Source organism: Pseudomonas sp. B13(2017) (genome assembly GCF_002113245.1).
Lineage (GTDB): Bacteria > Pseudomonadota > Gammaproteobacteria > Pseudomonadales > Pseudomonadaceae > Aquipseudomonas > Aquipseudomonas putida_Z.
Genome location: NZ_NEJX01000007.1, coordinates 109,911 through 135,665, shown reverse-complemented (window position 1 = coordinate 135,665; position 25,755 = coordinate 109,911). Strand labels below are relative to the sequence as shown.

The 25,755-nt window shown below is 62.9% G+C and carries 21 protein-coding genes; 7 read left to right on the top strand and 14 right to left on the bottom strand.

All coding sequences use genetic code 11. The annotated features are described in order from the left end of the window. Positions 1 to 14: 14 nt before the first annotated feature. From CAG44_RS12000 to yaaA, 12 genes are all read right to left on the bottom strand, one after another. Positions 15 to 662 carry an alginate O-acetyltransferase AlgF gene (locus tag CAG44_RS12000; protein WP_075046290.1) on the bottom strand — a complete coding sequence of 216 codons (648 nt, stop codon included), beginning with the start codon at positions 660 to 662 and terminating at the stop codon, positions 15 to 17. A 16-nt stretch (positions 663 to 678) separates the two neighbouring features. Then, positions 679 to 1,836: an alginate O-acetyltransferase gene (locus CAG44_RS11995; protein WP_023660658.1), complete on the bottom strand. Its 1,158-nt coding sequence runs from the start codon at positions 1,834 to 1,836 to the stop codon at positions 679 to 681. Between the two features lie 10 nt (positions 1,837 to 1,846). After that, positions 1,847 to 3,304 (bottom strand): MBOAT family protein, encoded by a 1,458-nt coding sequence (locus CAG44_RS11990; protein ID WP_013974157.1) that lies wholly within the window; start codon positions 3,302 to 3,304, stop codon positions 1,847 to 1,849. A gap of 195 nt (positions 3,305 to 3,499) precedes the next feature. Then, on the bottom strand, positions 3,500 to 4,603 hold the full coding sequence (locus CAG44_RS11980; protein WP_025340585.1) for a mannuronate-specific alginate lyase: 1,104 nt from the start codon (positions 4,601 to 4,603) through the stop codon (positions 3,500 to 3,502). Positions 4,604 to 4,610: 7 nt separating this feature from the next. Next, the gene (locus CAG44_RS11975) at positions 4,611 to 6,053 is read right to left on the bottom strand and encodes an alginate O-acetyltransferase (protein WP_025340584.1); all 1,443 of its coding nucleotides are present in this window, start codon (positions 6,051 to 6,053) and stop codon (positions 4,611 to 4,613) included. A 13-nt stretch (positions 6,054 to 6,066) separates the two neighbouring features. Next, positions 6,067 to 7,626 (bottom strand): mannuronan 5-epimerase AlgG, encoded by a 1,560-nt coding sequence (gene algG / locus CAG44_RS11970; protein WP_025340583.1) that lies wholly within the window; start codon positions 7,624 to 7,626, stop codon positions 6,067 to 6,069. Positions 7,627 to 7,648: 22 nt separating this feature from the next. Further along, positions 7,649 to 9,127, bottom strand: coding sequence for an alginate export family protein (locus CAG44_RS11965; protein ID WP_085692190.1), 1,479 nt, complete (start codon positions 9,125 to 9,127; stop codon positions 7,649 to 7,651). After that, the gene (algK, locus tag CAG44_RS11960) at positions 9,124 to 10,503 is read right to left on the bottom strand and encodes an alginate biosynthesis TPR repeat lipoprotein AlgK (RefSeq protein WP_085692243.1); all 1,380 of its coding nucleotides are present in this window, start codon (positions 10,501 to 10,503) and stop codon (positions 9,124 to 9,126) included. The genes CAG44_RS11965 and algK overlap by 4 nt, the downstream gene beginning before the upstream one ends. Before the next feature lie 165 nt (positions 10,504 to 10,668). Continuing rightward, a complete protein-coding gene (locus tag CAG44_RS11955) occupies positions 10,669 to 11,835 on the bottom strand; it encodes an alginate biosynthesis protein Alg44 (RefSeq protein ID WP_025340581.1) in 1,167 nt (388 codons plus the stop codon). 36 nt (positions 11,836 to 11,871) lie between these two features. Continuing rightward, positions 11,872 to 13,353 (bottom strand): glycosyltransferase family 2 protein, encoded by a 1,482-nt coding sequence (locus CAG44_RS11950; RefSeq protein WP_085614376.1) that lies wholly within the window; start codon positions 13,351 to 13,353, stop codon positions 11,872 to 11,874. Between the two features lie 73 nt (positions 13,354 to 13,426). Then, complete coding sequence (locus CAG44_RS11945; protein WP_085592165.1) at positions 13,427 to 14,743, bottom strand: nucleotide sugar dehydrogenase; 1,317 nt, start codon at positions 14,741 to 14,743, stop codon at positions 13,427 to 13,429. 865 nt (positions 14,744 to 15,608) lie between these two features. Next, positions 15,609 to 16,388: a peroxide stress protein YaaA gene (gene yaaA / locus CAG44_RS11940; RefSeq protein ID WP_085692189.1), complete on the bottom strand. Its 780-nt coding sequence runs from the start codon at positions 16,386 to 16,388 to the stop codon at positions 15,609 to 15,611. Positions 16,389 to 16,525: 137 nt separating this feature from the next. Between yaaA and CAG44_RS11935 the strand changes: the two genes are divergently transcribed. The 5 genes from CAG44_RS11935 (at position 16,526) to moaE (ending at position 20,790) form a co-directional block, all read left to right on the top strand. Beyond that, entirely contained in the window at positions 16,526 to 17,653 is a 1,128-nt protein-coding gene (locus tag CAG44_RS11935) for a polysaccharide deacetylase family protein (protein WP_085692188.1), read from the top strand. Positions 17,654 to 18,114: 461 nt separating this feature from the next. After that, positions 18,115 to 19,509 carry a PhoH family protein gene (locus CAG44_RS11930; protein WP_013974146.1) on the top strand — a complete coding sequence of 465 codons (1,395 nt, stop codon included), beginning with the start codon at positions 18,115 to 18,117 and terminating at the stop codon, positions 19,507 to 19,509. A 116-nt stretch (positions 19,510 to 19,625) separates the two neighbouring features. Next, positions 19,626 to 20,096 carry a cyclic pyranopterin monophosphate synthase MoaC gene (gene moaC / locus CAG44_RS11925; protein ID WP_085692187.1) on the top strand — a complete coding sequence of 157 codons (471 nt, stop codon included), beginning with the start codon at positions 19,626 to 19,628 and terminating at the stop codon, positions 20,094 to 20,096. Then, positions 20,096 to 20,341, top strand: coding sequence for a molybdopterin converting factor subunit 1 (gene moaD, locus CAG44_RS11920; protein WP_025340576.1), 246 nt, complete (start codon positions 20,096 to 20,098; stop codon positions 20,339 to 20,341). The genes moaC and moaD overlap by 1 nt, the downstream gene beginning before the upstream one ends. Positions 20,342 to 20,343: 2 nt before the next feature. Then, positions 20,344 to 20,790: a molybdopterin synthase catalytic subunit MoaE gene (gene moaE, locus CAG44_RS11915; RefSeq protein WP_085592159.1), complete on the top strand. Its 447-nt coding sequence runs from the start codon at positions 20,344 to 20,346 to the stop codon at positions 20,788 to 20,790. Positions 20,791 to 20,918: 128 nt separating this feature from the next. On the opposite strand, the gene rhlB is transcribed toward moaE, so the two are convergent. Beyond that, positions 20,919 to 22,382, bottom strand: coding sequence for an ATP-dependent RNA helicase RhlB (gene rhlB, locus CAG44_RS11910; RefSeq protein ID WP_025340574.1), 1,464 nt, complete (start codon positions 22,380 to 22,382; stop codon positions 20,919 to 20,921). A gap of 101 nt (positions 22,383 to 22,483) precedes the next feature. After that, a complete protein-coding gene (locus CAG44_RS11905) occupies positions 22,484 to 23,140 on the bottom strand; it encodes an alpha/beta hydrolase (protein WP_025340573.1) in 657 nt (218 codons plus the stop codon). A 331-nt stretch (positions 23,141 to 23,471) separates the two neighbouring features. Between CAG44_RS11905 and CAG44_RS11900 the strand changes: the two genes are divergently transcribed. Both CAG44_RS11900 and CAG44_RS11895 read left to right on the top strand, forming a co-directional pair. Then, a complete protein-coding gene (locus CAG44_RS11900; RefSeq protein WP_085614304.1) occupies positions 23,472 to 24,500 on the top strand; it encodes an amino acid ABC transporter substrate-binding protein in 1,029 nt (342 codons plus the stop codon). Between the two features lie 67 nt (positions 24,501 to 24,567). Then, positions 24,568 to 25,746 carry an amino acid ABC transporter permease gene (locus tag CAG44_RS11895; RefSeq protein ID WP_085692186.1) on the top strand — a complete coding sequence of 393 codons (1,179 nt, stop codon included), beginning with the start codon at positions 24,568 to 24,570 and terminating at the stop codon, positions 25,744 to 25,746. The last annotated feature ends 9 nt before the right edge of the window (positions 25,747 to 25,755 follow it).

Here is a 25,755-nt window from a genome sequence, read left to right as displayed (position 1 = left end):
GAGAGGCAGGGGAATCAGTTGCTAGCCACGGGGCGAGTTACCCACACCGGCGACAAGGCGTTGCCGGAACCCGTTACGTACAGCACTGCGGCTTCGCCGCGCTCCAGGGCGACGGGTTTGACGTCACCCACTTTCTTGTCTCCTTGGTACAGCGCCAGGTTGACCTTGACCGGGTTGATTTCGCGTTCGCCACGGCCGTTGGCGGCCACCGGCTTGACCACTTCGGTCTTGCCGTCGGCGGTCTTCAGGGTCAGTTGCTGGTCACTCAGGTTCTGCACGCGAACCAGGGCTTTCTGCTTGTTCTTGAACGGCGGCTCTTCGATCAGCTGCGGGTTGCCGCTGGCGCTGTTGACCAGGGTGTAGTACTTGTCCGCAGCCAGCTTGACCGGCACGCTCTTGCCGCCGACCTGGGCGGTGTAGTCACCCCCTGGCAGGAAGCTGAAGTCGCTGCTGGCCTGGGCGCCAACCTGCTTGATCTGGGTGTTGCCGACCGAGGCTGCAGCCGGTGCGCCGGAGGCGTTGTACAGGCGCACGAAGGTCGAGCCTTTCGGTGCGCTCGGGCCATACAGCGCGGCGTCGGCACCGGCGAAGGCCTGCATGGAGGCCAGGGACAGGCCGGCTGCGAGGGTGAGGGCTTTGGCAATGGAAGTCTTGGTAGTCATATGTATGTTCCTCTGATTAGTGGTTAGTCCGGGTGGACGACAAAGCCAGGTTTTCTTCGGATTTACGGGTGTTCTTCAGCTGGGCGATCCACTGTGGATCGAAGCTGCTGAGGTCGTTCTTCATTGGCAGATAACGTTCTGGGAATTCCCACACCACCACTTGGGGTGCGGCGTTCTTGAAGGCATCGCTTTGCAGGTACTTGAGCATCGGCAGTAGCGGGCCATGGCCGTCTTCGGCGTAGTTGGCCACGTCGCTGCGCAGGGCCTGCTGCAGCGCGCCGAGGAAGTTCCAGTGCGGGTTGGCGCTGTAGCTGGTGCCCACCAGCGCAACCGGGATCTGCGTGTCGGCGAACAGTGCGTCACCGGCTTCACCTTCGGCCTCGACCGGGCGAGTGGTGCGCTGCTGCAGGTTGTCCGGGGCCGGCAGCAGGTTACTGAACAGCGGGTCCAGTGGCAGGAAGTTGGTCAGGTCGCCCTTGTATGGCGCGGTGCTGCCGGCTTCGGTGATGAACGCCTGCGGGTCGCCGTTGAGCAGGCTCTGGCGGCTGACCGCTTCGGCCAGTGCCTGCGCCGCCACTTCGGCGCCCATCGGCGTCCAGTGGGTGTCGGTGCGCAGGAACACCTGGCCACGGGCCTTGGCCTGCTCCATGGGTGCCATCAGGTCGGGGGCGAACACGTTGGCCTGGCGTGCCTGGGCATGGAACTGGTTGTACAGGTCGTCATGCAGGCTGGTCGGCAGTTCCTTGCCCAGGTACTCGGCGTACACCCGCGCCTTGGCCGGCACGATCGCCAGCACCAGCTGGCTGCCGTGCTGCTGCAGGGTGTCGCGCACGCCACGGATCAGCGCCAGGTTTTCCTGCATCAGCTGCTCGGCACCGGCGGTGGGCTTGAACTCTTCGTCACTGAACAGCCACTGGTCGCGGCCCAGTACCACGCCGGGGCGGCCTTCGTTGAACAGCTTGAAGTCCATCGCCGCCCATAGGTTGGTACCCAGGCGCTTGATCGGGAACTGCTCGTCGTAGTGGGTCTCGGCGGCCTTGGCCAGCTTGCCGTTGAGCAGGGTCATCTGCTCGGTACGCTGGAAGCTTTGCAGGCCACCGGTGGACCAGACGCCCATGCCCACCAGCAGGCCGAGGAACGACAGCGAATAGGTAATGCGTAATGTCCGGGTCATGTCATCAACCTCAGAACTGGAAGTAAAGGAACGGCGAGTAGCTCTGCGCCGAAAGCTTGAGGATCGAGGCCACGAACAGCAGCAGCACCAGGGCGCGGGTCATCACCCGGGTCCAGTCCAGGCCGATCGAACCGTCGCTGTTGACCTCCACCGGGGTGGCCTTGGGCGTTGGCCTGGCGTTGCGGTAGAAGTCGCGCAGGCCGAAGAACGCCAGGGTGATGTAGGCGACCACCAGGGTGGCTACCTGCAGGCCGGTGAGCTGGGCACGGTTGAGTTCCGAAAGCTGCCAGTCGCCGAAGCTGAACATGGCGCCGTACATGCGACCGGCCACCTCCAGGTTCTCGGCACGGAAGATCACCCAGCCGACCACCACCAGCAGGAAGGTGAATGCCCACTTCACCGGGTTGAAACGCTGCGGGTTGGTGTCGATGCCCAGCGCGCGCTCGATGGCCAGCCACATGCCGTGCCAGGCGCCCCAGATGATGTAGGTGAAGTTGGCGCCATGCCACAGGCCGCCCAGCAGCATGGTCAGGAACAGGTTGCGGTAGGTGTTGAAGGTGCCTTTACGGTTACCGCCCAGGGTGATGTACAGGTAGTCGCGCAGCCAGGTCGACAGGCTGATGTGCCAGCGCCGCCAGAACTCGGTGATCGACTGGCTGATGTACGGCTGCTTGAAGTTCTCCATGAAGCGGAAGCCCATCATCAGGCCCAGGCCGATGGCCATGTCGCTGTAGCCGCTGAAGTCGAAGTACAGCTGCGCGGTGTAGGCCAGGGCGCCGAGCCAGGCATCGCCGGTGGTCGGGTTCTGCAGGGCGAAGCAGTGGTCGGCCACTACCGCCAGGGTATCGGCGATGAACACTTTCTTGATGAAGCCCTGCATGAAGCGGGTGCAGCCTTCGGAGAACTTGTCCAGGGTGTGGGTGCGGTTGTTGAACTGGTCGACCAGGTCCTTGAAGCGCAGCACGGGGCCGGCGATCAGGTGCGGGAAGATCGCCACGAACGCCGCAAAGTCGATCAGGTTGCGGGTGGCCGGGGTGTCGCCGCGGTACACGTCGATGATGTAGCTGATCGACTCGAAGATGTAGAACGAGATACCGATCGGCAGCAGCACGTGGGTGAGGATGAACGGCTCCAGGCCGAACGAGGAGATGATCGCGTTGAGGCTGTCGACGCCGAAGTTGGCGTACTTGAAGTAGCCGAGGATCGCCAGGTCGACACCGACGCCGAGCAGCAGCCAGCGCTGCGCGGGCTTGGTGCGCACACCGGCGGCGCCGACTTTCAGGCCGATCCAGTAGTTCCACAGGGTGACCCCGGCAAACAGGGCCAGGAAGTCCACCCGCCACCAGGCGTAGAAGATGTAGCTGGCGACCAGCAGCAGCAGGTTGCGATAACGTTGCCCGCTCAAGTAGTACAGGCCGAGGAAGATCGGCAAGAACAGGAACAGGAACACGTTGGACGAGAAGACCATCCCGGTTCTCCTTTTTGATCACAGCATCCGGGGCAAAGCGCCCCCCAAACCCCCCACTCAAAAAGTGGGGGAAGCCTTGGTACCTGTGGGAGCGGGCATGCCCGCGAACAAGGGCGAAGCCCTTGCCATGCACCGCGGTGCCTTCTTCGCGGGCATGCCCGCTCCCACAGGTTCCGACCCCAAAAGGGGTTCAACTCATTTCTTGCTCTCTGCGCTCGGGTCGTAGACCCGGGTCAGGTCGCCGCCCAGCCGGAAGCTGTTGAACGGCTGCATACCGCGCTTGCGTTGCAGGGTGTCGCCACTGCACGCATACAGGCTGCAGTAGGGCTCCATCCATGAGTACTTGCTGTCGATCTTCAGGTCTTTCATGTCCTGTTTCTCGCCATTGCGGGCCTTGAACTCGCTGGGGTCCTTCGACCCGTTCAGCACCCGCTGCGCCAGGCGCTGCAGGGCGTTGTTGTTCTCGCCGCGCACATCCACGCCATTGACCTGGGCGAAGCTGGCGATCATCGCCAGCGGCGGCAGGGCGTAGTTGTGGTAGGCCAGGGCGCGTTGCTTGCGCTTCAGTTCGTTGGGCAGGAAGCCCTGCTCGTCGACCTGGTTGGCGCCAACCCGGTATTCCTTCACGGCCCAGTCGAACAGGTCGCGACGGTCGGTGGCCACGGCGCTGGCCATTACCGCCCAGGCAGCCCAGTAGCTGTGGTTGTTGATCTTCTCCAGTGGCAGGTCGCTCCAGTCGCGCACGGTCTGCTCGGCCAGGCGGGCGAACCATTTTTCGATCAGCTCGGCCTCGGCCTGGTGCGCGGCCAGCGGCTGCGAGTTGGAGAACTTCAGGCGCAGCCACGAACCGCTCATGCTGCCCAGCGCCCATTTGCGCATCGACTTGCCGGTGTGGTTGTAGTCGGTGGACATCAGCGCATCGGCGCGAGCCCAGTCGCCCAGCCAGGCCAGGGTGCAGTCGAGCTGCGCCGGGCGGCCGTCACGCATGTACTGGCCGATCATCTTGCTCACGCCTTTCTCAAGGGTGGTGATGTCTTCGGTGGACTTGCGAAAGGCCTTTTCCGAGTCGGCATTGAGCGTTGCCCGTGCCTTGTCCGAGCCTTCGTACTTGCTGCGGAACTGCAGGGCACCGGTGTATGGCTTGGGGGCAGCCTCGCAGCGGAAGTTGCCGTCGCCGGTCTTGAGCTTTTCGATCCCCTCGTAGTAACCCTGGGGCGGTACCAGCGCGGCGTGCGCGGCACCGCCGCACAACGCCAGGGCAAGCAGGGCGGGGCGGGAAATTCGCTTGAACGGGATCATGGTCGCCTCACTGGCCGGCCTGCGCGGTCTGCGCGGGCACGGCGAAGTTGTTGCGTTTGCAGAGCTTGGCTTCGACCTTCTGGGTACCGCTTTCCGGCCCCTGCACCTCGAACGCCAGCAGGCTCTGGCTGGCCCAGTCCTCGTCTTCGCGCATCTGGAAGACGAAGCGGCCGTCGGTGTCGGAGGTTTCCGGTTTTTCCAGCTTGATGTCCTCGTGGCGGCCGTTGAGGTACCAGAGGGTGGCCTGCAGCACCTTCACCGATGGGTCTTCGAACTTGACGTCCATCTGCATGTTGCGGTTGATCAGGTCTTTGATCACGCCGCCCTTGCCGTTGACCATCAGCTCGTTCTTGCCGGGCTTGAGGGTGGCGCTGGCGCTCATCAGGGCCGGGCGGTCATCGCAGCCGTCGTCGAGCAGGCCAAGGATTTGCCGCCAGATGGTTTCCTGGTCCAGGCGATACAGCGGGGAGAATTCCCAGATCAGGATCTTCGGCGGGTTCTTCTGGAATTCCTCGCTACCCAGGTACTGGATCATCGAACCTTCCAGGCCACCGCCAGGGAAGGCCACGTTGAGCACGTCGGCGCCGATGTACTGCTCGAGGAAGCCGGAGAAATTGTAGTTCTTGCCACTGTGGCTGGTGCCGACCAGGGTGATCTGCGCGTTGCCGCCGTCACCGAACAGGTCGTCGCCGCCGCCGGTGGAGCCTTTCGGCTCGGTGGCGAACTGGTCCATGTACTGGACGGCATAGCTGGTGCCGCACAGCTGGCCGGCCACGTTATGCAGGGTGCCGGTCTTGCCCATGCGCCCGGACTTTTTCGTTTCGAATTCCTTGCGCGGGATGCCTTCGAAAGCCGGCATCTTGTGCACGGTATCGGCCACGATCTTGGCCGCGCGCTCGGCGCCGTAAGGCGTCCAGTGCTGGTCGCCACGGAAGTAGAAGTCCTTGCCCTGGTCGGCAGCGGCCAGCTGTTCGTTGGTCAGCGGCGACAGGTCGGGCACGTTGTAGCCCATGCTGGCAAAGCGCTTGAGCATGGCCTGGTAGTTGCCCAGGGCCTTCTGGTAGTCGAAGGCAGCCTTTTCCGCCGGGTTGAGCATGTTGCGGTTCACCAGGCCACGGGTCGGCTGGTACACCACCACCAGTTCCACGCCGCGCTTCTTGAACGCGTCGTGCACTTGCTGCAGGCGCTTGTAGCCGGCCGGGGTGGTATTGAACTCGGTGCGCAGGTCTTCGCGGGTACGGAACAGCCAGTCGCCCTGGGCCTGCACCAGCGTGGTGAAGTTCTGCTGGTAACGGGTGGTGTAGCGGCTGGCGTCATGCGCTTCAGGGCACAGCTGGCAGCAAGGCTCGGCGCTGAAGGTGGGGGCCTTGACGTCTTCGGCGCGCACGCCCTGGCTGATCGCCAGGAGGGCAGCGGACAGGCCCAGCAGTTTCATCAGATGTGGAGTCATGGTCTGGGCTTCCTTAATCGATCATTTCGGTCTGGCGTTCGACCGGGTCGATCAGCACAGCCTTTTGCTGGCGTACCAGCAGGTCGAGGATTTCGTCCTGGCGTTCGCCGAGGATGCCGTTGAGGCTGATGCCGCTGGCCTTGCGCGGGGCGAGCATGGACACCTTGTACAGCTCGACCGACAGCGGCGAGTCGATCGACAGTGGACCGGAGCCGTTGGCCGCCAGTTCGCCACCGACCAGGATCAGCGACACCTTGGTGTCGAACGGGTCGAGGGCGATGTCGCGGTCGGTGTTGGACAGGTCCTTGATGTGGCCGTATACGCCAACCAGGCCGTTGGCCATGGCGACGTTTTCGTACAGGCGGATGTTCACGCTGTTACGTACGCGGATGCCGTGGCGGCGGTTGTTGATCAGCTTGTTGCCCCAGATCAGGTTGTCGCCACTTTCGTACAGGGTGATGCCGTCGGTGTGGTTGCGGTAGATCTCGTTGTAGGCGATCAGGTTGTTGACGCTGTTACGGTCGATCACCACGCCCGAGAGCTTGTTGTCGAAGCTCTTGTTGTTGATGATCCAGCTGTCGTTTACCTCACGCGAAACGATGATGCCGTGCTTCTTCTTGGTGCCGTACACCGTGTTGCCGGCGATGATCAGCCGGTGCGAGCGGTCGTGCGGGTCGATGCCGTAGACGATGTTGTCGCGGTAGGTGCTGTCCTTGACCACGAAGTCCTGGGTCTCATAGCAGTAGAAGCCGTACCACATGTCGCTGAACTCGGAGCCGATGATCCAGCCGGTGGGTTCCGGGCGGCCCATGCGCTTGGCCATGTTCGGCGTGTACTGCGAGATGCTCACGCCGTACGACTTGGACTTGGCGTAGCCGAAGCTGGCCATTTTCGTATTGACGATGTAGGTCTCGGTGCCGCCCCACGACAGCAGGAACGGGCGGAATTCCTTGGGCGAGCGGAAGGTCGCCGGGCCGTTTTCCTTTTCCCGCCAGCCGGTCACCTGGGTGTCGGTGACGAACAGCTTGCCGTCGTTGACCAGGAACGAACCACCTTCCTGGGACAGGCGCAGCTGCTTGACCTTGCCGTCGATCTCGAGGATGCCCTTCTGCCCGACCACGATCGGCAGGCGCGCCAGGTACACACCCGGCTCGACTTCGCTGAGGTACTGCTTGGGTACCTTCTTGCTCAGCTCGACCAGGTCGACATGGCCGTCATCGACGAAGATCGCCTGCGGAATGCCATGCTGGCGCTGGACCCACTCGGCCGCCTTGTTGTCGCCGCCGACGAATTCCTTGAGGGTATCCTCCTGGAACATGCGGCGCAGGCTGACCTTGCCCTTGTGGCGGCGGTCGATTTTCTTCTGCACCGCTTCGGCGGTGTAGCCGGTCAGGTCGGGCAGCTTCGGCGGGTCCATGTGCAGCGGCTCGATCGGCGCGCTGGAGACCGTGTAGGTCTTGGCCTGCTGCAGTTCCTTGGCGATCACCTGGGGCTCTGCGGCAGCCACCAGGCCGCTGGCCAGCAGCAAGGCGCTGGCCAACAGGCTGTGACGTAAGTGCGGGTGAAGGTTCATAACGGTAAGTCCTCTACCGGCCTCAGAAGCGCCAGATCACATCGACGAAGGCGCGGTGCATGTACGAGTCCGCTTCCTTGCCGTAGGCATCGCCCGGCTTGAACACGCCGGCACGCAGGCGCACCAGGGCAGATGGCTCGTCGATGGCCTGGCTCATCGAAGCCGGCAGCAGGCCTTGCTTGAAGTACTTGGTCACGACCACGTCCATTTCCTGGCCAAGGTCTTTTTCGCCATCGACCAGCGGGCGGTTCACACCGTTGTCGTTGACCACCGCGTTGATGCCGCTGGAACCGATGTTCTGGTTGCCATCGACACGCCAGAACTTGTGGTAGATGAAGCTGGCGTCGTAGTCGTCGCGCAGCTGCCAGGAGGCGAACAGGGTGGCCGCCTGCAGGTTGCCCAGCTCGCCACGGAAGGCTTCACCGAAGCGGTGCACGCGCGAACGGGTACCGGTGTAGTTGGAGCGGTTGCTCTCGAGGCCGGTCTGCTCGTAGTTGCTCGAACCGTCGTCGCCACCACCGCCGCTGCCACGGGCATAGGCCGCACCGACCTGCCATTGCGGGTCGAGGCGCAGGCGGATGCCGAGGTCGGTGGCCCAGGCGTTGACATCACCGCTCTGCTTGCCGGTGGCCACGGTTTCGTCACCGACCACCTGGCTGCTAAGGGTGTCGCGATCACCGGTCAGCCAGGTGACGCTGCCCCAATAGTTGACGGTGTGGTCGTTGCGCCAGTTGTAGGCGTCGCTGTTGGCTTCCAGGCCCAGCCAGGTGAGGTCGCCGGTGCGGGTCTTGTCCAGCGCATCGACGGTTTCGCCCGGGTTCTTCAGGCTGCCGCCGTCGTGGGTGTGGTGGGCGCGTACGCCGACCCAGTGGCCAGGGGTCCACTGCGTGGCGACGTTGCCGTAGAGGTGCGTGCGGCCCTTGTCTTCCGGGGCCAGCTCGGTGAGGTCGGTGCGGTATTCGCTGAAGCGCTGGGCCACGCCCAGGTCGGCCTTGAGCAGGGTGGTGTCGAAGGTCCAGTTCAGCGCTTCGATGTTGGTGTCACGCCACATGCCATCGTCGCTGCGCAGGCGCTGGCGGCCAAAACGCAGCTGTTCGCCGGGGTAGGCGGTGAGGCCGCTGTAGCCGACCCAGAATTCGCGCATGGCCAGGTAGCTCTTGTCCTGCTCACGGCCATCCGCGGCGGTGTCGGTGCTGGTGCCGTCGTCGTTCTGGCGCAGGGTGTCGGTTTCGATGGTGTCGGTCGCGGTGACGGCCTGGCCCATGGCATAGGCGCTCCAGTTGCCACGCTCGCCATATACCCAAGGGCGCAGATCAAGACCGAGGCCGTTGACGTCACCGCCGGAGCGGGTGCCCAGGTCACGGTCGTCTTCCGACTGGCCGGTGATTTTCACATCCAGGCCGAAGTTCTTTTCAGCGGTCATTTCCGCCAGGGTCGGGCAGGACCACAGCAGGGCGAAGCTCAGGCCGATGCCAGCTTTCACGAAGGGATTGAGCGTCATAGCGAGTCCTCACCGGTTACTTCTTTTTCGTCGTCTTGCAGGGCTTCGATGGCCAGGGTGCTGTTGGCGCCCTGGCTCATGCTGCCGCGCGCCTGCTTTTCTTGTGCCAGCAGTTGCTGGGCCTGGCTGCGCTGGTCAGGCGTAAGTTGCTGGTCGAGCTGCTGCAGCAATTCAGCGGACTGTGGCGACGGGTTGGCCTGGGCCAGTTGGGCGAATACCCAGGCGTTGCCCGGTTGCGGGCGAATGCCGTGGCCTTCGCTGAACAGCTGGGCCAGGGCATAGTCGGCGCTGTTCTGCCCACCACGGGCGGCGGCCAGCAGGTGGTCGACGGCCTTTTGTGGCTCGACGTTGCCCAGGTAGCCGCGGCGGTACAGCTGGCCCAGGTAGTAATGGGCGCTGACTTCGCCGGCGTCGGCGGCAGCCTGCAGGTGTTGTTCGGCTTTGGCCGCGTCCGCAGGCACGGTCTTGCCTTCGTAGTACAGGCGGCCCAGCAACAGTTCGGCGCGTGGCTGTTCGGCTTCGCGGCCCTTGTCGATGTAGGCCATCAGCTGGTCGGTATCGCCCAGCTCGGGGAAGTCGTACACCAGTTGCGCCAGGCTGACCCAGGACGCCGGGTTGGCCGGGGCCACCTGCTCGAGCAGGTCCTTGGCGGTTTTCTCGTCGGTCTGGCCGAGGCTGCGGTCAGCCAGTACCCGGGCAACGCTGTCGACCCGTGTGGCCGGTACTGCGCCACGGGCGTAGGCAGCCTTGAGCTGGCCGAGCAGGGCAGCCTGCTGGTCGGCCTGGCCGCGCTTCTGGTACACGGTGGCCAGTTCGACGTAGCAGATGTCGGTGGTGTTCAGCGCGGCCTTGCAGATTTTCTCCACTTCGCCCAGGTGCTGGTCGTAGGTGCCCTGGGTGCGGTACAGCAGCACCTGGGCCAGGCCCGCTTCCGGGTTGCCGGCGGCGCGCCACTGGTCGATCTGCTGCTGTGCGTTGACCTTGGGGAAGCTCTGCGGGTAGCTCAGGTAGAGCATCGCCAGCGGGATCAGGGTGTTGCTTTCGCCCTGCTTGGCGGCTTGCTTGAGCAGGGTTTCGGCTTCTTCGCGCTCGGCCTGGGTGCTGTCGGGCTTGGACACCAGCAGGCGGCCAAGGCGCGCCTGGGCACGCGGCGAAATGGCGGCCGCGGCACGGTAGGTGGCCTCGGCTTCCTTGATTTTCGCCGGATCGCGGGTGGCGACCTTGATATCGGCCAGGCCCACTTGCGCTTCGCTGTAGCCCAGGTCGGCCAGTGCCTTGTAGTTGCGCTCGGCCAATGCAGTGTCACCGCGCTTCATGGCTTCGTTGGCCAGGCGCTGGTCGGGCAGGCCTGCACAGCCGGCCAGGGCGATGGCCATGGCCAGGCCACACAGACCAAGGTTCACACGAACCCTGTGGGAGCTGGCTTGCCGGCGATTGGCCAGTGCAGGCGATACATCTGCTGGGCGAGTGCTGCGCACTCGATCGCCGGCAAGCCAGCTCCCACAGGTATCGGGTTGTCTGCTAGTCATAGGCTTGTCCTCTTACAGCCCACGGGCCATGGCTTTGTCGATCAGCCAGTTCAGCGATGGGCCACGGTCGCTGTTGACCGAAGCCGGGCGACCGGCGAGTTCGGCGGGCAGGGCGCTGTCGGGCTTGATCTGCACGCGGATGTCGGCGGCCAGGTCTTCGCTGTTGAGGCTGGCGCTGCTGACGATCTGGCCGGTGCGTACTTCGTCTTCGCCGGCTACCTGGAAGTTGACCCGGGTACCTGGCTTGACCTCGTCGAACTGGCGGTAGGTGAAGCGCGCCTCGATCATCGGGTTGGTGGTGCGCGGGATCAGCTGGAAGATCGGCTGGCCCTTGGCGGCGTACTGGCCGTTGTCCACCAGCTGGCGGGCAACCACGCAATCACATGGGCTGGTGAGGGTGCCGGACAGTTGTTTGCCGAACAGTTCCTCGATCTTCGCCGGCTCCAGCTGTGCGTCTTCCAGGTTGCCCTTGAGCATGTCCAGCATGCTGGTGGTGAAGCTGGCCAGTGGCGCGCCCTTGGCGATCTGCCCACCGCTTTCGACCAGGCTGTTCACGGTGCCGTCGCGCGGCATGGTGACGTTGGTGGTGGGTACCGCTACCACGCCGGCTTCGGCATGGCTGACGAAGTACATGCCGTACAGCGACTTGGCGATGAAACCGAAGGCGGCGACACCGACCACGAACACGCCGAGGGTGACGGTAACCGCCTTGAGGCGGCCGAAGGCGCTCAGGCCGGCACCGCCGTCCTTCTGCTTGCGCGCCTTGGTGAAGTTGTCGCGCTGCAAGGTGCTGAGCACATCGCCGGCAGTGATCAGCTCACCCGACAGGTGCGAGGTGATGATGTGGCGCAGCGTGGCGATATCGCGGGGCTCGAGGTTCTGGAACTGGGCGCCGGTGCGGCCACTGCCCGGGTTGTAGGAGCGCACCTGGAACTCGATGTCCATCGACAGGCCGAGGTTGTCGACCGTGAACTGCAGCCGCCCGCGGAGCACGTCGCCAACCGACAGTGGTTGCTTGGTGTGGAAGCTCAGGCCACCGGCGGAGAGGTCGTCGACCTTCACATCGTGGGCCTGGCGCTGAGGGTCGAGGAACCGCAGCTTGGCGGGGATGCGTACCCGGGCATGCTGGCGCTGGGCTTCGGACTCATGCACGACGTTGACGTTCACGGCGGTATTCATGTGGTTTGTTCCTGTTAGTTCCGATCCGGGTTGGGCTCACACGACCATGAACAGCACAGCAACGAAGATGCTGGCAGCCGAGAAGGTCATGGTCCGCGAGGACCAGGTGTTGAACCATTGTTGAAAGCTGGCGAGGTCACGCTTGAGGGCAGTGGGCTGACGCGTCCAGGACTGCTTGTCGAGGCGGAAGAACACGTAGATCTTCATCAGCGCGCCGACGATCTGGTTGTAATAGAGAATCAGCGGGTAGGCCGGGCCGACGTTGTGGCCGGAGCACAGCAGCATGATGGTGAGGATCAGGCGGGTGATGCCGATCCACAGCAGGTACACCAGCAGGAAGCCCAGGCCGAACTTGAGGCTGGCGATCACCGCCACGGTCAGGCCCAGCAGGCTGGTCCACATCGACACGCGCTGGTCGAACAGCACGATGCTGGTGAACAGCCCCAGGCGGCGCAGGCCCAGGCCAAGCGCGCGGGAGTTCTGCCGCAGGTTGTTGCCGTACCAGCGGTACATCAGCTTGCGGCTGGCCTTGAGGAAACTCTTCTCCGGCGGGTGCTCGACCGTGTTGATGGCGGCGTCCGGCACGTAGAAGGTGTCGTAGCCCAGGCGCATCAGGCTGAACCAGCTGGACTTGTCGTCACCGGTGAGGAACTTGAAGCGGCCCAGGCGCCAGTGCATCAGCGAGTCGCTTTCGACGTCGGCGATGAACTCGGGGTTGGTCACCACGCTGGCGCGGAACATCGACATGCGCCCGGTCATGGTCAGCACCCGCTTGGACAGGGCCATCGAGCACATGTTGATGTGGCGCTGGGCAAAGCGCAGCTTGTGCCACTCGCTCATGATGTAGCCGCCACGCACTTCGCAGAACTCGTTGGTGGTCAGGCCGCCGACGTTGGGGAACAGCTTGAACCACGGCACGGTCTTGCGTACCACGCCATCGCCCAGCACGGTGTCGCCGTCGATCACCGCCACCACGGCGTTCTCGTCCGGCAGCATGCGCGAGATCGCACGGAAACCGTAGGCCAGGCCGTCACGCTTGCCGGTACCGGCGATGCGCACGATGTCCAGCTTCACGTGGGCTGGCGGGTTGTATTTGGCCCACAGGCTTTTCACCAGCAGTTCGTCCGACATCTCCACCAGCGAGCAGACCACGGTGGTGGGGAAGCCACAGTTGATCGCCTCGCGGATCACCGAGCTGTACACCTGGGCGGTGGTGAGTGCTTCGATGCGGAAGCTGGTCACCATCAGGTACACGTGGGACGGGTCGGCGTCCTTGCCCATCTTCTGCACCTTGCGGCGCAGGTACGGGTACACGCCGTAGAGGAAGATCATGCCGCGGATGAAATGGGTGGCGCCCATGGAATAGCGCCAGATGCCGACTGCGCCGACCAGGAAGATGAAGTGCTTCGATTGCGAGTCGAAGATATCGGCTGGCAGGGCCAGGGCGATCAGCATGAGCAGACTCATGTAGAGCAGCCAACCGGCGCACTGCAACAGCACTGTCTGGATCCTTTGCATGTTCAGCATCCGTCGAGAATTCGGGAAAAGGTGGGCAGCGGGGGGGGGGAGGCCCCCGCTGCCCGGCCAGCACTTACCAGCAGATGCCTTCGGTACGGCTGGTGGCGCAGGTCGGTTTGCTCATGAAGCCGACCAGGTCGATCACGTGCTTGCCGGCCGGCGCTTGCTGGGCCAGGGCACGGAACTGCTCGTCACGGTTGCCCAGGACGATGATGTCGGCGTTGTCGATCACCTTCTGGAAGTCGGCGTTGAGCAGCGACGACACGTGCGGGATCTTCGACTCGATGTAGTCCTTGTTGGCGCCGTGGACGCGGGCGTACTGGACGTTCTCGTCGTAGATGTCCAGCTGGTAGCCCTTGCCGATCAGGCGTTCGGCCAGTTCCACCAGCGGGCTTTCACGCAGGTCGTCGGTGCCGGCCTTGAAGCTCAGGCCGAGCAGGGCGACCTTGCGCTTGTCGTGGGCTTCGATCAGTTCGAAGGCGTTCTGCACCTGCGATTCGTTGCTGCGCATCAGCGAGTCGAGCAGCGGTGCGCGTACATCGAGGCTGGCGGCGCGATAGGTGAGGGCGCGTACGTCCTTGGGCAGGCACGAGCCGCCGAAGGCGAAGCCAGGGCGCATGTAGTACTGGGACAGGTTCAGCACTTTGTCCTGGCAGACCACGTCCATCACGTCACGGCCATCCACGCCTACGGCCTTGGCAATGTTGCCGATCTCGTTGGCGAAGGTGACCTTGGTGGCGTGCCACACGTTGCAGGTGTACTTGATCATCTCGGCCACTTCGATCGGCTTGCGGATGATCGGTGCGTCGAGCTCTTCGTACAGGGCCTGCAGGATGTCGCCGCTGGCGGTGTCCAGTTCGCCGATGACGGTCATCGGTGGCTGGTCGTAGTCCTTGATCGCGGTGCTTTCACGCAGGAATTCCGGGTTGACCGCAACGCCGAAGTCGACGCCGGCTTTCTTGCCCGAGCAGTCTTCGAGGATCGGGATCACCACGTTCTTCACGGTACCCGGCAGCACGGTGCTGCGTACCACGATGGTGTGGCGGCGCTCGCTGTCACGCAGCACGTAGCCGATTTCGCGGCACACCGACTCGATGTACTCGAGGCCCAGGTCGCCGTTCTTCTTGCTTGGGGTACCCACGCAGATCATCGATACGTCGCTGGCACGGATGGCTTCGGCGAAATCGGTAGTACCGCGCAGGCGGCCGTTGGCGATGCCCTGTTGCAGCAGTGCTTCCAGGCCAGGTTCGACGATGGGCGACTTGCCCTGATTGATCAGGTCGATCTTGGTGCTGGACACGTCCACACCGATCACTTCATGGCCTCGCGCCGTCAGGCAGCCTGCACAGACCGCACCCACATAACCCAAACCAAAGATGCTGATACGCATCGCTATCACCTCATGTGTTTATCACGCCGGCGCCTCCGGAGAGAGCCGGACTGGGTTGATTAACAACAGTTTTCGGGCGCACGGATCCATGGCGAAATGCACACTTCGCCGAGCGCAGGCAAAATAAATCCGGAGCGCAAAAAGTTATGCACTCAAATGTGGCAGTAAAAAGCCATTAATTAAAAAACGTGCCCTGGAATGCAGCCGTCTTTACTGCAAGGCGCTACATGGCGCTTTGCTGTGCTTGTTTTTTCAAGTGGAAAAATCCTTTGAAATCAACCACTAGGACGAATTGAAAGGGACGCGTCTCTCCTGCATGGACAGGGTCTTCGGGGGTTGCCCGTCATACCTGTCGAAGTTGTTGGGGCTGGTAGTGGATACCTGCCGTTGTCATCTGTAAGTCATCTCTCACAGCCCGGGGGCAGGAAAATCGTTACGGCACTATGAGCGATTCGTCGTAGCAGAAGTTCCGGGGTGGGTTCGGCGTGGATGAAAGATTTCTAAATATTTTTTCAGTGGCAGACAATTTCAATCTGATAGCACGCGGGTGTTTTGCCCCGATATATAAAGGGCGAAACTGTTGCGAGATATTTTTATGCCAGCATCGAAAAATATTTTGAAAAATTCGTCAAAAAAGCTACGAACGGTCTTATGGCGTTTGGCTATAAGTTGCGGTGTGTCGATTTTTTGGCGTCGGATTTGTGGCGTGATGGCGATATGAAGTGTGCCCTGTTGCGGGGCAAAGGCGGGGAGAAATGTTTTTGCCCATTCGCGGGCACGCCCGCTCCCACAGGTTGGTCACTGACCTTGAATTCAGTGGCATACCTGTGGGAGCGGGCGTGCCCGCGAAAGCGGTGCTACAGGCTTACTCGGTCGGATGATCGCGTAGGAACACCAGGTGGTCCGGCTTCGACTGTTCGGCACTGTAGTAGTACCCCTGCACATCGAACTGCTTGAGCTGCTCCGGGTCGCTGATGCGCTGCTGGATGACGAAGCGGCTCATCATGCCGCGGGCTTTCTTGGCGTAGAAGCTGATGATCTTGTACTGGCCGTTCTTCAGGTCCTTGAAGTCGACGTTGATCACCCGGGCCTTCAGCGCGCTGCGTTTCACCGCGCTGAAATACTCGTTGCTGGCCAGGTTCAGCAGCACGTCATCGCCCTGTTCGGCCAGGGCCTGGTTCAGCCATTCGCTGATGCGCGTGCCCCAGAAGGCGTACAGGTCCTTGCCGCGGGCGTTGGCCAGCTTGGTGCCCATTTCCAGGCGGTAAGGTTGCATCAGGTCGAGCGGGCGCAGCAGGCCATACAGGCCCGAAAGCATGCGCAAGTGCTGCTGGGCGTAGCTGAAATCGTCCTCGCCCAGGCTTTCGGCGTCGAGGCCGGTATACACGTCACCCTTGAACGCCAGCAGCGCCTGCTTGGCATTGGCCGGGGTGAAGTCCGGGGTCCAGCTGCCGAAGCGCGCGGCATTCAGGCCGGCGAGCTTGTCGGACAGGTGCATCAGTTCGCTGATCTGCGCCGGCGACAGGTCGCGCAACTGCTGGATCAGCTCCTGGGAGTCGTCCAGGTACTGGGGCAGGGTGAAACGCTCGGTCACCGGCGGGGTGTCGTAGTCGAGGGTCTTGGCGGGGGAAATCACCGTCAGCATCGGGTCGGCTCCTGGCATCGTTGGCCGGGAATTCTACGGGCTGGGCGGTGCAAGTCCAAACTATGGCGACGATAGTCACAGACCATGGTCGGTGCAGAGGCTATAGTGCGCGTTTCGCCGTTGCGGAGCCTTCAACCGTGCGTATTGCCTCTGCCTTGCTGGCCGCTCTGCTGAGCCTGGCCGTGCAAGCCGCCCCTTCACCCCAGGTGAGCCTGGACCGCAGTCTGTGGCCCGAAAAGCTGGACAGTCCGGCGTTGTTCGATGTGGCCTCGCGGGCCGAGATCCTCTCGTTCGCCCAGGTGCTGCACGAAAGCGAACTGCTGGACGACGCGGCGCTGGCGGCACGCTTGGGGCTACGGCAGGTCAACTTGCAGAAGGTGCGCCTGGTGCGGGCGCGCATGTGGCAGCGGTTGTGGGAAGGTTATCAACAGGCGCAGCGCAGTTGCGAGCAGGATGCGTCGTTCTGCTATCCGGTGACATCGATGGCAGAGTTGCGTACGCAAGCAGCGACGTTCGCTGCCGATGTCGGCACTTTCTACACCGATTGGATCGAGCCGAGCCACCAATTCCATGTGCGTTATCTGGACGAACAACTGCGCAAGGCGGCGTTGCTGCCGCAGACCAGCAGCGAGGTGGAGCGGCTGTCCTCACGCGAGCGCAATGGGGATGAACTGAACGACCGCATGTTCCTGCTGACCTTCGTCGGCGGCCCCGGGCCGGATGGCGGCAGTACCGACCTGCTGGCTGATTACCTGCGCCGGCAAAAGCTTGAAGGCACGTTCTTCGTGCTCGGCAACCGCCTGCAGCAACGGCGCGACGCCGGGGCGGCAGATGCCTTGCGCCAGCTCTATGGCGGGCAGTGCGTGGGAATACAGGGGTGGGAGTACCGCTCCCATGCGCAGTGGACAGGCTGGCAGGACTCGCTGCGGCGTAGCCAGGCGCGGGTGCAGGCCGACCTGCCGGAGCAGTATGTGCCGTTGTTTCGCCCGCCTTACGGGCAGCGTCGGGCCGATGGCGAGGCGTTCATGGCCAGCCAGCAGTTGCAGGTATCGTTGTGGGACATCGATGCCCAGGATGATGGCGCACTGAGCGCCGAGGCCTCTGCCCAGCGGGTGCTGACCTTGATGCTGCTGTGGCGCAAGGGGGTGATCCAGTTCCATGACAGCCTGCCCAAGGCGCAGCCGGCGGTGGAGTGGTTGTTGCGCAATACGGCGCAGAGCGGGATTGGTTGGGAAGATTGCCAGGGATATGCCAACCAGGGGTGAGAGGGGGCTGCTACGCAGCCCATCGCCGGCAAGCCAGCTCCCACCTCGACCGCATCGGCCTCAAGCCATGCGCTGTCCCTGTGGGAGCTGGCTTGCCGGCGATGAGGCCAGTGCAGGCAACACAACACAGTTGCTCTTGCAGGTTAGGTGCATGGCTTGCTGGCGTTGGCCCATGCAATGGCAGCCTGATTTTTGACTGTAGACCTCACGCGCCCCCTCGCCAACCCCTGTTCGTCATTTGGAAAAATAAACTTCACCTGCACGTAAAAAGACTTTTTTTAGTCATCATTTTTGCGGTATGAAGAAACCAGACAGCCGATTCCTGCAGCACAGGTGGCGTCATCCAGGCCCACCTAGCCAGGTTCGCTTCCCGCCCGTAACAACGCGGATACGGGGACAGCGGCAGTCACTCTGCGGCGTAACAGACCACGCCGTGTGGCTTCGACATAAGGTGACCGAGTATGGATGACCAAGGACGCAACCCTTCCTCCAGCAAGCCTATCCTGTATGTGCTCGATACCAACGTCCTGATTCACGACCCCAACGCGTTACTGAACTTCGAGGAGCACCATGTCGCCATCCCGATGACGGTGCTGGAGGAACTCGACAAGCTCAAGACCGGCAAACAGACCATCGCCGCCGAATGCCGCCAGGCCATTCGGCTGATCGACCAGACCCTTGGTGACGCCTCGCCCAGCGATGTCGAGCAGGGCGTGCCGATCCAGCGTGGCAAGAGCGGGCCCAAGGGCTTCCTGTCCATCCTGATGACTCCGCGCAACGAGCCGAACAAGCTGCTGCCGGAAAACCTCAACGACAACATCATCATCAACCAGTTGCTCGAAGTACGGGCCCGGCGCACCGACCTGGACGTTGTGCTGGTCACCAAAGACATCAACATGCGCCTGAAGGCGCGTGCCTGTGGCATCGCGGCCGAGGACTACAGCACCGACCAGCTGGTCGATGACGTGTCCTTGCTGTCCAAGGGCTACCATTCGGTCACCGGCTCGTTCTGGGACCGGGTGAGCAAGGTCGATACCCGCCAGGAGCGTGGCCGCACCTGGCACCGCGTGCAATTGATCGACAACCTGCCGGCGGTTCACGTCAACGAGTTCATCATCGATGAACAGGGCTTCGTCGGCTGGATCAAGGGTATTCGCAACGATGAGCTGCTGTTGCTCGACCTGCACCAGGAACCGCTGCTGCACCAGGAAGCATGGGGCCTTAAGCCGCGTGACATCCACCAGAGCCTGGCGCTGTTCGCCCTGCTCGACCCGGATATCCACCTGGTCAACCTGACCGGCGCCGCCGGTTCCGGCAAGACCATCCTGGCCCTGGCCGCGGCCATCGAACAGACCATGGTCAGCAAGCGCTACCGGCGCATCATCGCCACCCGCAGCGTGCAGGGGCTGGACCAGGAGATCGGCTTCCTGCCGGGCACCGAGGCCGAGAAGATGGAACCCTGGCTGGGCGCCATCACCGACAACCTCGAAGCCTTGCACATGGATGACGAGAGCACCCATGGCAGCGTCGAGTACATCCTCGAGCGCGTGCCGTTGCAGTTCAAGTCGCTGAACTACATCCGTGGCCGTAGCTTCCAGCAGAGCCTGATCCTGATCGACGAGTGCCAGAACCTGACGCCGCACCAGATGAAAACCATCATCACCCGTGCCGGCTCCGGGTCCAAGGTGGTCTGCCTGGGCAACCTGGCGCAGATCGACACCCCCTACCTGTCCGCGACCAGCTCGGGCCTGACCTACCTGACCGAGCGCTTCAAGGACTTCCCCCATGGCGTGCACATCACCCTGCAGGGCGTGCCACGCTCGGTGCTGGCCGAGTACGCCGAGTCGCATCTGTAACCCTCTTTGCCGGGCGGTTCGCCGCCCGGCCTTTTCGCGGGCACGGTTGACGCACCCCTCTGCTCAAACCTGACTCACAGGTTTACACTGCAAGTTCCCTTCACAGGAGCAGAGCAGTGCTGACACATCTTGATTCCCAGGGGCGGGCCAACATGGTCGACGTCACTGAAAAGGCCGTGACCGAGCGCGAGGCCACCGCCGAGGCGCGGGTGCGCATGTTGCCGCAGACCTTGCAGATGATCGTCGACGGTGAACACCCCAAGGGCGACGTGTTCGCCGTGGCGCGCATTGCCGGGATCCAGGCGGCGAAGAAGACCAGCGACCTGATCCCGCTGTGCCACCCGTTGATGCTGACCAGCGTCAAGGTCGAGCTCAGCGCCGAGGGGCAGGACGCCGTGCGTATCGTCGCCCGCTGCAAGCTGGCCGGGCAGACCGGCGTGGAGATGGAGGCGCTGACCGCCGCCAGCGTTGCCGCGCTGACGATCTATGACATGTGCAAGGCTGTGGATAAAGGTATGGTCATCGAGCAGGTGCGCCTGCTGGAAAAACTCGGCGGCAAGAGCGGCCACTACAAGGCGGAGGCGTGATGAAGGTCAAGGTGATGTACTTCGCCCGTTACCGCGAACTGCTGGGCGTGGATGCCGAGCGGGTGGAGGGCGCGTTCACGGTGCTCGACGATGTGCGCCAGGCCTTGGTGGCCAAGGGCGGGCAGTACGAAGTGCTGGCCGAGCAGAACCTGATGTGTGCGCGCAACGAAGAACTGTGCAAGCTTGATGAGCCGCTGGAAGAGGGCGATGAAGTGGCGTTCTTCCCGCCGGTGACCGGAGGCTGAACATGGCTGTGCGAGTACAGGAGGGCGCGTTCGACCCGGGGGCCGAGACCAATACCATGCACGCGGCGAATGTCGGCGTGGGCGCGGTGGTCGGTTTTGTCGGCTACGTGCGGGATTTCAACGATGGCCGTGAAGTGGCGGGGATGTTCCTCGAGCACTATCCGGGCATGACCGAAAAGGCCCTGGCCAAGATCGTGGTCGAGGCCGAGCAGCGCTGGCCGTTGCTCAAGGTGGAGGTGCTGCACCGCATCGGTGCGCTGGAACCGGGCGAGCCGATCGTGTTCGTCGGTGTGGCCAGTGCCCATCGGCAGGCGGCGTTCGATGCCTGCAACTTCATCATGGACTACCTGAAGACCCGGGCGCCGTTCTGGAAGAAGGAAAATACCCAGGAAGGGGCACGGTGGGTGGAAGGGAAGCAGAGTGACCAGGATGCCGCTGGGCGCTGGTAGACAGGGTATTGATGGCCGGGGCTTTGCCCCGGTTCGCGGGCTTGCCCGCTCCCACAGGTGCTCCACAGTTTCCGAAACCTGTGGAGCACCTGTGGGAGCGGGCAAGCCCGCGAAGAATCCAACACCAATCAGTGGTGCTTGCGCGGCACCGGCTTCAGCAGCTCATCCGGCGGCATTTCACATTTGATCTTGCGCCCCAGCAGCTCTTCGATCGCGGGCAGCTGGTACGAGTCATCCTCACCGGCAAAGCTGATCGACACACCACTGGTGCCCGCACGGCCTGTCCGGCCAATGCGGTGCACGTAGTCGTCCGGGTCTTCCGGTAGGGTGAAGTTGATCACGTGGCTGATGCCATCGATGTGAATGCCACGCCCCGCCACGTCGGTGGCCACCAGCACGGTGATGCGCCCTTCGCGGAAGTTCTCCAGGGTGCGGATACGCTTGTGCTGCGGCACGTCGCCCGACAACTGCGCGGCATTGATGCCGTCGCGCACGAGTTTTTCCTCGATGCGCCGTACTTCGTCCTTGCGGTTGGCAAACACCATCACCCGTTCCCACTTGTTCTGGGTCACCAGGTTGTACAGCAGCTTGTACTTGTCGCTGCCGGCCACCGCATAGACGTGCTGCTCCACCGTTTCGCTGGCAACGTTCTCCGGCTCGATCTCGACGATGGCCGGGTTGGTGGTCCATTGCTTGGCCAGGTTCATCACGTCGTCGGTGAAGGTGGCGGAGAACAGCAGGGTCTGGCGCTCGCTTTTCGGCGGCGTCTGGCGAATGATCTGGCGCACCTGGGGAATGAAACCCATGTCGAGCATGCGGTCGGCTTCGTCCAGCACCATCACCTCGACCATGTCCAGGTGCACCTCACCGCGCTGGTTGAAGTCCAGCAGGCGGCCCGGAGTGGCCACCAGGATGTCGCAATGGCGCGCTTCCAGGGCCTTGAGCTGCTTGTCGAAGTCCATGCCGCCGACGAAGCTCATCACGTTCAGGCCGGTGTACTTGGTCAGGGCGATGGCATCCTTGGCGATCTGCACCACCAGCTCGCGGGTGGGCGCGATGATCAGCGCGCGTGGCTCGCCCATGTAGCGTTCCTTCGGCGGCGGCGTCTGCTGCAGCTGGGAAATGATCGAGATCAGGAACGCCGCAGTCTTGCCGGTACCGGTCTGGGCCCGGCCGATGGCGTCCTGGCCACGCAGGGTGTAACCCAGCACCTGTGCCTGGATCGGCGTGCAGTACGGGAAGCCCAGGTCGTGGATGGCGTGCATCACCTCGTTGGACAGCTTGAAGTCGTGGAAGCGGGTCTTGCCTTCCTGCGGCTCGACCACGAAGTCTTCCGGTTTCCACAGGCTGGCCTGCGGCTTGGGCTTGCGCTCGCGACGCGGTTTGTCCTTGGCCGGCTTGTCGGCGGCTGGCGTAACGGCGGCAGGCTGTTCTGCCTGTGGCGCTGGGGTGGCGCGTGGGGCGGCCGGTTTTGCCGCAGGCTGGGCCTCGCTGGCGGGTGCGGGCGCAGGCAGCGTCACGCTGGCAGCAGGAGCGACGGCCTGTGGCGCGGCGTCTCCCTTGCCGAAAATTTTCTTGAGTGCCTTGAGCACGATCGTCTCGTCAACTGGTTAAGGAATGTACGCCGGGCAGTGTAAAGCAAGATTCAGGCGCGGCGTAGTGGAATAGCCTTACAACTACAGGCGGCCCTGGCTTATTGCAATTGCTTGCTCAGCCAGTCGTGGATGTCGCTCAACTCTTCCACCACCACTTCATGTTCCATCGGGTATTCGTGCCAGCGGGCGGCGACGCCCCAGGTATTCAGGTACTCAAAGGCGGTGCGGCCCATGGAAGGGATCACCACCGGGTCGTGCACGCCGTGCAGGCACAGGGCCGGGGTGCGTTGCTGGCAGGCGCTCAACTGATGCTGGTCGTTGAAGGTGGGGGCGTAGGTGGACAAGGCGATCACGCCACCCAGCGCTTCTTGCCACTTTATATAGGCAGTGTGCAGCACCACCGCGCCGCCCTGGGAGAAACCGGCCAGGAAGATCCGCGACAGGCTGATGCCTTTGGCCTGCTCGGCCTTGATCAGGGCAATGAGCTGCTCGGCCGATTCTTCCAGCTGCGCCTCGTCGATGGCACGGGCCGGGGTCATGGCCTTGATGTCGTACCAGCTGGGCATGGCGTAGCCGCCGTTGATGGTTACCGGGCGGGTTGGAGCCTGGGGCATGACGAAACGGGTGCTGAGCAGGCGCTCCTGCATGAATTCGGCCACTGGTAGGAAGTCGTAACGGTCGGCACCCAGGCCGTGCAACCAGATCACACAGGCATCTGCGGTTTTCTGCGGTTCGAGAATCAGCGGGTTGGTCATGACTGCTCCGAAAGTGTGCGGGTCTTGTTATGGCGTGCGTGAAAAGAAGGCGCTGGAAATGATTGTCGGAAAAAGAATGTCGCAACGATACAACTTTCCCTACTTGACGAGCGCTTAAACGCTACAGCCGTAAATTCTGGTACGCGCTTTGCAATTCAACCAATGATGCAAAGGGCAGGCCGTGACGGTAACACCCTTTGCACGCGAAGGCTGTCACAGAACAGTCCATTGCGCCATTGACCCAATAACAAGCCAATACGGGTCGGATACGCCTCAAAAGGGTGCGGTGCAATTCCGGCTCGATACAACAAGAGCGATTTGGAGGTTGTGAATGAAGATGTTGAAAACCACCCTGGCAGTCCTGACCGCTGCCGCCGCGCTGGGCGCCGTGAGCAACGCCCAGGCCGGCGCCACCCTCGATGCGGTAAAGAAGAAGGGCTTCGTCCAGTGTGGCGTGAGCGACGGTCTTCCAGGCTTCTCGGTACCTGATGCGCAGGGCAAGATCGTTGGTATCGACGCCGACGTGTGCCGCGCCGTGGCCGCCGCCGTGTTTGGCGACGCCAGCAAGGTCAAGTTCAGCCAGCTCAACGCCAAGGAACGCTTCACCGCCCTGCAGTCGGGCGAAGTCGATGTGCTGTCGCGCAACACCACCTGGACCAGCTCGCGTGATGCTGGCATGGGCTTGGTATTCGCCGGTGTTACCTACTATGACGGCGTCGGCTTCCTGGTCAACAAGAAGCTGGGTGTTTCCAGCGCCAAGGAGCTCGATGGCGCGACCATCTGCATCCAGGCGGGTACCACCACCGAGCTGAACGTGTCGGACTTCTTCCGCGCCAATGGCCTGAAATATACCCCGATCACCTTCGACACCTCCGACGAAAGCGCCAAGTCGCTGGAGTCCGGCCGTTGCGACGTGCTGACCTCGGACAAGTCGCAGCTGTTCGCCCAGCGCTCCAAGCTGGCCGCGCCGACCGACTACGTGGTACTGCCGGAAACCATCTCCAAGGAACCGCTGGGCCCGGTGGTGCGCAAAGGCGACGAGGAGTGGTTCAGCATCGTCAAGTGGACCCTGTTCGCCATGCTCAACGCCGAAGAGGCGGGCATCACCTCGAAGAACGTCGAGGCCGAGGCCAAAGGCACCAAGAACCCGGACGTCGCCCGCCTGCTGGGTGCGGACGGCGAGTACGGCAAGGACCTCAAGCTGCCCAAGGACTGGGTAGTGCAGATCGTCAAGCAAGTCGGCAACTATGGCGAAGTGTTCGAGAAGAACCTGGGCCAGGGCACCGACCTGAAGATCGACCGTGGCATGAACGCCCTGTGGAACAACGGCGGCATCCAGTACGCGCCACCTGTGCGCTGATGGCTGCACCCTGCGGCGGCATCCCGCCGCCGCAGGCTGTTCGAATCCCTACTGTCCGGGGCACTTCATGCAAAATCAAATCGGCGCACCCAAGGGCTTGTCCCTTAACGATCCGCGTGTGCGCGCGTGGCTGTTCCAGATTCTCACGATAGTCTTCGTGGTCGGTCTGGGCTGGTATCTGTTCCACAACACGCAAACCAACCTGCAACACCGGGGCATCACCTCGGGCTTCGACTTCCTCGACCGCAGTGCCGGCTTCGGCATCGCCCAGCATCTGATCCCCTACGTGGAATCCGACAGCTATGCGCGGGTGTTCGTCATCGGCCTGCTCAACACCCTGCTGGTGACCTTCATCGGCGTGGTGCTGGCGACCATTCTCGGCTTCATCATCGGTGTGGCGCGGTTGTCGCCGAACTGGATGATCAACAAGCTGGCGACCGTGTATGTGGAAACCTTCCGCAACATCCCGCCGTTGTTGCAGATCCTGTTCTGGTACTTTGCCGTGTTCCTGACCCTGCCGGGACCGCGGGGCAGCATCAATATCGACGACACCTTCTTCATCAGCAACCGTGGCCTGAACATGCCCGGTGCGTCCATGGCCGAAGGCTTCTGGCCGTTCGTCGTGGCCCTGGCCCTGGCGCTGCTGGCCATCGTGGCGATGGTGCGCTTTGCCAACAAGCGCTTCGACGAGACCGGCGTGCCGTTCCACAAGTTCTGGGTGGGGCTGGCGCTGTTCATCGCCATCCCGGGTGTTTGCGCACTGCTGTTCGGCAGCCCGGTGCACTGGGAAGTGCCGCAATTGAAAGGATTCAACTTCGTCGGTGGCTGGGTACTGATCCCCGAGCTGCTGGCGCTGACCCTGGCGTTGACCATCTACACCGCTGCGTTCATCGCCGAGATCGTGCGCTCCGGTATCCGTTCGGTCAGCCATGGCCAGACCGAGGCCGCGCGCTCGCTGGGCCTGCGCGAGGGGCCGACCCTGCGCAAGGTGATCATCCCCCAGGCACTGCGGGTGATCATTCCGCCGCTGACCAGCCAGTACCTGAACCTGGCGAAGAACTCGTCGCTGGCGGCCGGTATCGGCTACCCGGAGATGGTCTCGCTGTTCGCCGGTACCGTGCTCAACCAGACCGGCCAGGCAATCGAGGTGATCGCCATCACCATGAGTGTCTATCTCGCCATCAGCATCAGCATTTCGCTGCTGATGAACTGGTACAACAAGCGCATTGCGCTGATCGAGCGGTGAGGATACGCC